5 protein-coding genes are annotated in these 7284 nt (G+C 38.5%); all 5 read right to left on the reverse strand.

Annotated elements, in window-relative coordinates; all coding sequences use genetic code 11:
• Positions 1-155: 155 nt before the first annotated feature.
• Positions 156-1577: a glucuronate isomerase gene (uxaC, locus tag QUF07_RS12605; protein WP_289427706.1), complete on the reverse strand. Its 1422-nt coding sequence runs from the start codon at positions 1575-1577 to the stop codon at positions 156-158.
• Between the two features lie 21 nt (positions 1578-1598).
• Positions 1599-3224 carry a tagaturonate epimerase family protein gene (locus QUF07_RS12610; protein WP_289427709.1) on the reverse strand — a complete coding sequence of 542 codons (1626 nt, stop codon included), beginning with the start codon at positions 3222-3224 and terminating at the stop codon, positions 1599-1601.
• A 192-nt stretch (positions 3225-3416) separates the two neighbouring features.
• Positions 3417-3968 carry an SGNH/GDSL hydrolase family protein gene (locus QUF07_RS12615; protein WP_353960967.1) on the reverse strand — a complete coding sequence of 184 codons (552 nt, stop codon included), beginning with the start codon at positions 3966-3968 and terminating at the stop codon, positions 3417-3419.
• A 122-nt stretch (positions 3969-4090) separates the two neighbouring features.
• Positions 4091-5521: a sugar porter family MFS transporter gene (locus QUF07_RS12620; protein WP_289427710.1), complete on the reverse strand. Its 1431-nt coding sequence runs from the start codon at positions 5519-5521 to the stop codon at positions 4091-4093.
• A gap of 244 nt (positions 5522-5765) precedes the next feature.
• Positions 5766-6938: an ROK family transcriptional regulator gene (locus QUF07_RS12625; RefSeq protein ID WP_217342023.1), complete on the reverse strand. Its 1173-nt coding sequence runs from the start codon at positions 6936-6938 to the stop codon at positions 5766-5768.
• Positions 6939-7284: the final 346 nt, after the last annotated feature.

Genomic DNA, 7284 nt, shown 5'->3' on the forward strand with positions numbered 1-7284 from the left:
TTTCTTTTGAAATCTTAGTCATAAAAAATACCTCCAAAGCTAAAGTTTTTACTTTAACTTTGGGGGTATAGGTCACTCTTAGTTATTCAATTATATCTTTTTTAACCAATTTTCGGCTCAACAAAGTTTTTTTTAATTGATACCACTTTCAAATATTAATTTGTTAAAAAACCAAAGTAATCATGCGCATTATTGTAGGCAATGTTTTGGACAATCTTGCCCAGTTTTTCAGTATTATTAGGCACCCGCCCTTGTTCTGCCAACTTGCCATAGAAATTACAGAGGACTCTTCTAAAGTATTCATGACGTGGATAAGAGAGAAAGTTTCTTGAGTCGGTCAACATCCCGACAAAGTGTGGCAACAGACTTTCTTGAGCAAAGATTCGAAGTTGATCGTCCATTCCCTCAGCAGTGTCGTTAAACCACCAGCCAGCCCCTAATTGCAGTTTCTGGGTCGTGCCGCCTTGGAAGCAGCCCATCATGGTTGCCAATTCCATCCAATCATTATTATTCAATGAGTAGAAGATTGTCTTTGGGACGTCCCCGGTGTCCTGCATCTTGGTATATAACTTGGTAATATGCTCAACAATGTCTGGTTGGGTTCCAACAGCATCGTATCCGGTATCCGGACCAATTTTATCAAACATTGGTCGATTCAGGTCACGATTAGAATTGATATGGAACTGCATCGTCCAATTGAACTCGGTATTTAATTTCATCAAATTTTCCAGCAACATTGTCAAATATTGATCAATTTCTGTTTGACTTAGTGGCTTGTTTTGAACACCCTTTTTGACAATTTCATCCAATTGGTCCTCACTGGCCTCGTTAAAATGATAGGTCAATAGTGAATGATCAGAGAGACGGCCACCCATTTCGTTAAAGAATTCAAAGCGTTGGTGCAGAGCCTTAATGATGTCGGCAAATTTATTGATAGGCGTTTGCGAGACGGCACTCAATGTCTTCAAGTACTCGCCAAAACCATCCCGATCAATTTGGATCAGTTTATCCGGGCGCATTGCCGGCAATGTTTTGAAGCCGCTGTTGGCCTCTTCTTTCTTCAATAATTTATGGTAGCGCAAGTTAGATGCCGGGTCGCCAGTCGTGCAAACCACTTGAACGTTAGAGTTCTTAATCAAATTACGAGGCTTAAAGGCATCGGTTTGTAACAACTCATTGGCCTTGTCCCAAATTCGTGGGGCTGATTCTTGTGTCAATTCTTCATCAATGTGGAAGAACCGTCGCAATTCCAAATGGGTCCATTCATACAGCGGGTTACCATATGAATTCTCAATTGTTTTGGCCCACTCGATAAACTTCTTATATTCATCGCCATCGCCAGTAATGTACTTTTCATCAACGCCATTGGCCCGCATCAATCGCCACTTATAATGGTCGCCATAGGTTCCTTCATTTAACCAAATTCGGGTAATGTTGGGATAATTCTTGTTTTCGTAAATTTCTTGTGGGTTTAAGTGGCAGTGAAAATCAATGATCGGCATTTTGGCTGCATAATCATGAAATAAGGTTTTCGCCGTCTGATTGCCCAAAAGAAAATCATCATTTAATAACGTCATGCCGGTTAATTCCTCCTTTAACTAAAGGTTCATGCTAGCTTCAAGTTCTTTTTCGCTTTCCTTGGAAATGTCAGTCTTTGGTTCATGCTTCTCTTGAGCTTCTTGCTTTGTCTTGACCACACCTTGCAGTAAGTCTAGATGCTCGGCAATATGAATGTTCAAGTACTTATCATAAAGTGCCTGGTTCTTCAAAAGAATGTTCCAAAGCTTGTCACGGTATACATAGTGGTAGTTGTGCTTGAGATTCATGATTGAGCCATACATGGTATGCAAAACTTGGCGGGCATCATCATTGTTCAACAAGTCCATGACATTTTCTTCGGTCATCGTATCTGGCTTTGGTGCAGTGCCATCGGTTTGGGCATTAAAGACATAGAAGGCCTTGACATCATCCAAGTTCTCATAAGCAAACTTGTAGAGTTCCAACATAAACTTCGGATCTTTATGGGCAATCACCCGCAAAGCTTCCAGCCAGTTAGTTCCGGCCGTTTTAACATGCCAACCATGTTCCTTAGAGATTCGACCAATAATTTCGTAAACTGATAGCTTATCTGAGCCTGAGTGAATACTGAGTTTGTAACCAAAGTGTTCAGCGATTGCTTCATGAATGACGTATTCACGTTCAAAGCGCTTGGTGTCGCCAATGTAATCAATGGCTTTCTGGAATTCGCCGTAGAAGCGTGGAGCCATGGTTGTTGGGGTAATGCCACGACGATGCAACTCGTTAGCGAAGAAGTAATGGTTTGGATTAGTCGTTTGATAAGGGGTTTCATCCATCGAAATTTCAAAGTCCAAGTTATACGGCACAACGAACTTCTTGTAAATGCCGGCCGCAAATAGGATGGCATCATAGAAGGTTAAAACAGATTCTTCGACGTCATGCTTAGTAAATTTAACTGAACGGCCGTCGCCTAAATAAAACGTTTGATTCAAATAAGTATCATTGAAGTACTTGATTTGGTCGGGATCCAATTGGTTAAAACGTTTATCAAGTTCAGTATCATCCAAGGTGACAATGTCGTTATTGATTTCTTCAGTACAATCCAAAGTGATCATTGAGCAACCAATTTTAACGGCATAATCAACTTCATAAGGTGTCTTGACGTGATCACCATCAGCTCCCCAACCATAGGTGAAGCCTTCTTCAAAGACAGCCCAGGAAGCTGATTGAAAGACGTCAGTGTTGGTTCGATGCATCAAGACCAGTTCTCGAATTGACTGTTGAGCTAAGACTGGCATAATCCCACGGCCCTTTAATAATCGCAAATGCGCATTTGAGGCATTGCCCAGCCGATCGCCTAAGCCGAAGGTGTACTTGTAGTTTCGACGAGAAGTTGGCCGCATCCACTGGAACCGTTTTGCTAAAGCATCGTTGTTATGCTCGTTGAGTGCGCCCACTAATAAGGTTGAGTCAACGTCTTCCATTGATTCAGTTGCTTCAAAGTCGCCAGCTGTTAATCGGTTTTCATAAACGACTAATGATTTTTCAACGATGCCATCGCTATTCTTTTGATGAAGAATAAAATAAACATTCCGCCGTTCTACTTGAATTGAAGGCGTATAAATTTCTTTATTGCTTAAACCTTCATAATTGCCGTTTGAGACCAAAATTTCTTTAACGCCTGATAATAGTGATTGTAAATCCATGATAAATTCCTCCTAATACAATTTGTTAATGAATGTATGGATGCTAATATGGATCTTAGTTACACATCATTTGTTACTGTTATCGTGTTCACCCAATAAATCTTCTGATAATATTGAATTCAACATTTTGATTAATTAAAGTATATCGCATTTAAATGAACACGTTAACATTAATTCAAAAATAATTTCATTTTAATAAGCTAGCCTTACCAATTCCCCGGCAATACGATGGCTCAGCCGTTCGTATCCAGCATCACTGTAGTGCATTCCATCAGGCATATATTTAGGAACATATTCTGGTAAAAATGGAGAAATACCGCTTTCAGTATATAAATCAATTACAGCTACACTGTATAAGTCACAAGATCGCACAATCGCCTGAACATAGTCTCTTTGGAAGAGCCCTAACTTATTTGCTTGCAGAGTTGTCGGATATCTTTTAGTTGGGTGTTTAAAGTTATTTTTTGTTGGTGTCATAAAAATTATCGGTTGCGTTGGATACATCGAAACGACTCCTTTAATCAAAGTATTCAAAGCACCATAAAAGCTATGTGGATCTTGATCTTCAACAGTTCCTAACGGGACATTATGTTGAAAATCATTTATACCTCCAAATACCGTAATAATGTCCGCATCCTTGTCCATTTCATTATATCGTTCAATAAAACTATCAGTACGGTCAGGGGTAATGGCAACTCTTGAAGCCCGTACCCCATAATTTCTAACAGTTTTGAAGGGCAGGATGTCCTGCTAATGGGTGGTCCATGAAATGTTATTACCTCCCGACTCAATTCCATTATCTCCCCACGTTGTGGAATCACCGAGACAATTGAGAACCTTATCCTTGAAATACAAGTTCATAGTACTCATTTCGTCACACCCTCTTTAGTGACAGTAACTTGTTTTGCATTCTTATGGGTAAAATCAGATTGAATCTGTTCCAATGTTTTCCCATTCGTTTCTGGAAGAACTCTCGCAGCAAACCACATCATTATCAAACAAAAGCCAGCAAAAATAACAAATGTCCAAGTAGCTCCAATGCCGTTAAGCATCATTGGAAATCCTTGACTTACAAAATATGAGGCAAGAAACATTGTTAGTGAACTTAGTGATTGTGCTCGACCACGAATACTAGTTGGGAACACTTCTGAAATGATAACCCAGGCACCACCACCCCATGATAGTTCATAAAATGCAGTGTGGGCAAGAACGCCTACCATGATCAAAATATTCATGAGCATATTGAACTTTCCTACCGAAAATATTAATGTAAGTGCCAGCAATGCTGCAGCCATTAAAAATGCTCCCCAAGTTAACAGTTTCTTTCTTCCCAGCTTATCAATATAAACCATGAAAATCGCAACAAAGATTATTTTCACGACACCGATTCCAATAGTTTCAATTAAAGAAGCATTAGTCCCAATTCCAGTTTTTTGGAAAATAATTGGTGCGTAATACCCAACCGCAATGGTCCCTGTTAGCTGTTGAAATGCTGCGGCTAATAGTGCAATCAATAAAGCAAATCGAACTCCAGGTTTGAACAATTCTCGGATTAAGCCTTGATTTTCACGATGAAGCTGGTCCTGAATCGCTTTACTTTCTTCCTCGGCAGCGGCTTCGCCATTCATTCGAGTAAGAATTTTCAATGCTTTAGCAGATTTCCCTCTTTTAAATAAGAAACGAGGACTTTCAGGAATAAAAGGTGTTAAAACAAAGAATATGATAGCTGGCACAATACCCGATCCAAACATAAATCTCCATCCAAATTGGATATTCCAACTAGAAACATTTAAATTAGCAATAAGAGCATTAACAATATAAACAGTCGTCATTCCAATTGCAAACGCAAGTTGATTTGCACTAACTAGAGTTCCACGTATTCTTGCTGGAGCTACCTCAGAAATATAAAGTGGAACAATCGTTGAGGCCATTCCAATGGCAATTCCAGATAAGATTCTTCCGGCAACAAGGTATGAAACCGAAGGAGATAGTGCTAAAAGCAAACTTGACAATGTAAAAAGTGCTCCAGCAGTAATCATAACTGGCTTTCGACCAGCGTGGTCACTCATCCATCCAGCAATTAGGCACCCTAACATAGCTCCTAATGCGAGGACCCCAGAAACGAATCCAATCTCTGCCTGTGTCATTTTAAAATGAACACTGAAGAAACTTAAAGCACCAGAAACCACGCCCTGATCATACCCAAAAAGTGAACCACCAATTGCGGCAATGAGTACAACAGCAATAATATATTTCATACTGCCATTTTTTCCGCTTGGTTTTACAGTAGTATTCATGAATATCCTTCCCTTCAATCACCGGATAATGCACACGTTAACATTTATTTGTTAACGCTTACAAGCAAAATGATAGATCAGTCTAACCATGCTGTCAAGCTTTATTTTACATGCTGATATGTAAAGTATATCAAACGAATCAGTAGTGATCTGTCTGATTGATATGCTTTTATGCACACGATAACATTTATACTTAAAGCCATAAAGGTGGCTTTAAGTATAAATGTTATCCATAGTCAATTATTTACTCTTCAGTATAATTCCAAAAATTTAGTTTTAGATCATCAAGTTCTAAAATATAATGTGTCATCAACGCCGCCCCACCAAGTAAAGTTGCCAGAGGAACATTTGGGATAGATTGGATGAGGGGGGAATAGCCTGAAATCCGTTCAAAATATTTCTTTATTTGAGTAAGAATGCTAGGTATTTGGTGAATTAGTGGCGAGTTAATATAAAAAATGTCTGGAGCAATTGTTCCAGCAATATTATGCAGGATTTCTGATATTCCATTAGCAAACTGTGATAACCCAGCAACTACATCGTCATTATGATCCTCATAAAGCTTTGATAAATCAAACAATGTCAAATGAATTTGCCCCACTAGCTCACCAATCGAATTCACAACGGTGTCTTGGGCATATAAATCTTGGTAGGTTAATAACTTTTTCCCATTACTTATCGGAAAAGATGACATGATAATATTATTACCAATATCGCCAACTTGGCCATGGGAGCCTCTGTATAAGCGATTATTTAATATGAAGCCCGCATATATTCCTTGATGAATGCTAAGCGTAACGGCGTTTTCTTCTCGGTTTCCACGAATAAAATCGCGTGAATATATTGCCGATAAATTCGCTTCATTTTCAAGAATGACCGGGACGTTATATTTCTTACAACGATTTACTAAATCGATTTTATTTAGGTTGAGATAAGATGACAAAACTTGATTATTGTGGACTTTCCCATGAATTGCAAAACAAATCCCAAGCAATCCATTTAGAGTTCCCTGAATATTTCCAAACATGCCTATAAGCTTATCCAAACACACAATTAAATCAGAGTCTCGAGATATTTGTAACTGGTGAAATTGTATTGTTGCACCATTTAGATAACAAGCCAATCCCTTTATTTCATGTTCAGTTAATTCAACACATAGCGTATATCCAAACGTCTTATTGATTTCAATCAGACGTGGTTTCCTCCCCCCTGTTGGAGAAGAAGTTCCAGCACCAACCTCATTGACAAACTGTTTTTGTTTTAATTCACTATATATTTTAGAAACAGTTGCTTTATTTATCTCAAGTACAGAAGAGATCTCTGATTGGGATGTGAATCGATGATTAAAAATAAATGCTAATATTTTTTGGAAATTATAAATGTGTCCCCTCGTTCGCTCCTCTTTGTTAACCATCATTACACACCATCCTATTATTTGTTTTAGTTGGTTTCTTTTCATAAACAATCATATCACCAAACTATTTCAAAAAGAAAAAGGTTTGGTTAAAGTAATGATACTGTCATCACTCTTCCAAGCCTTCGCTTAGCTCAAGGCACTATATTTAGACACTATATTTAAAATCAGTAAAGACTGCCTGGGTACTATTTCGACGATACATATCAATCACATCTAGTCCAATGAAGTTTCCTGTATAGCCTCCAGATAAGAAGCTAACGTCAACTGCGGGTAGCGTCAAGAATCTTGTGTAAATGAAATGCCTTCGTACATATAATATGTATCTAACTTAAATAAATGATGCTTC

Source organism: Lentilactobacillus sp. TOM.63 (assembly GCF_030361045.1).
GTDB lineage: Bacteria > Bacillota > Bacilli > Lactobacillales > Lactobacillaceae > Lentilactobacillus > Lentilactobacillus dabitei.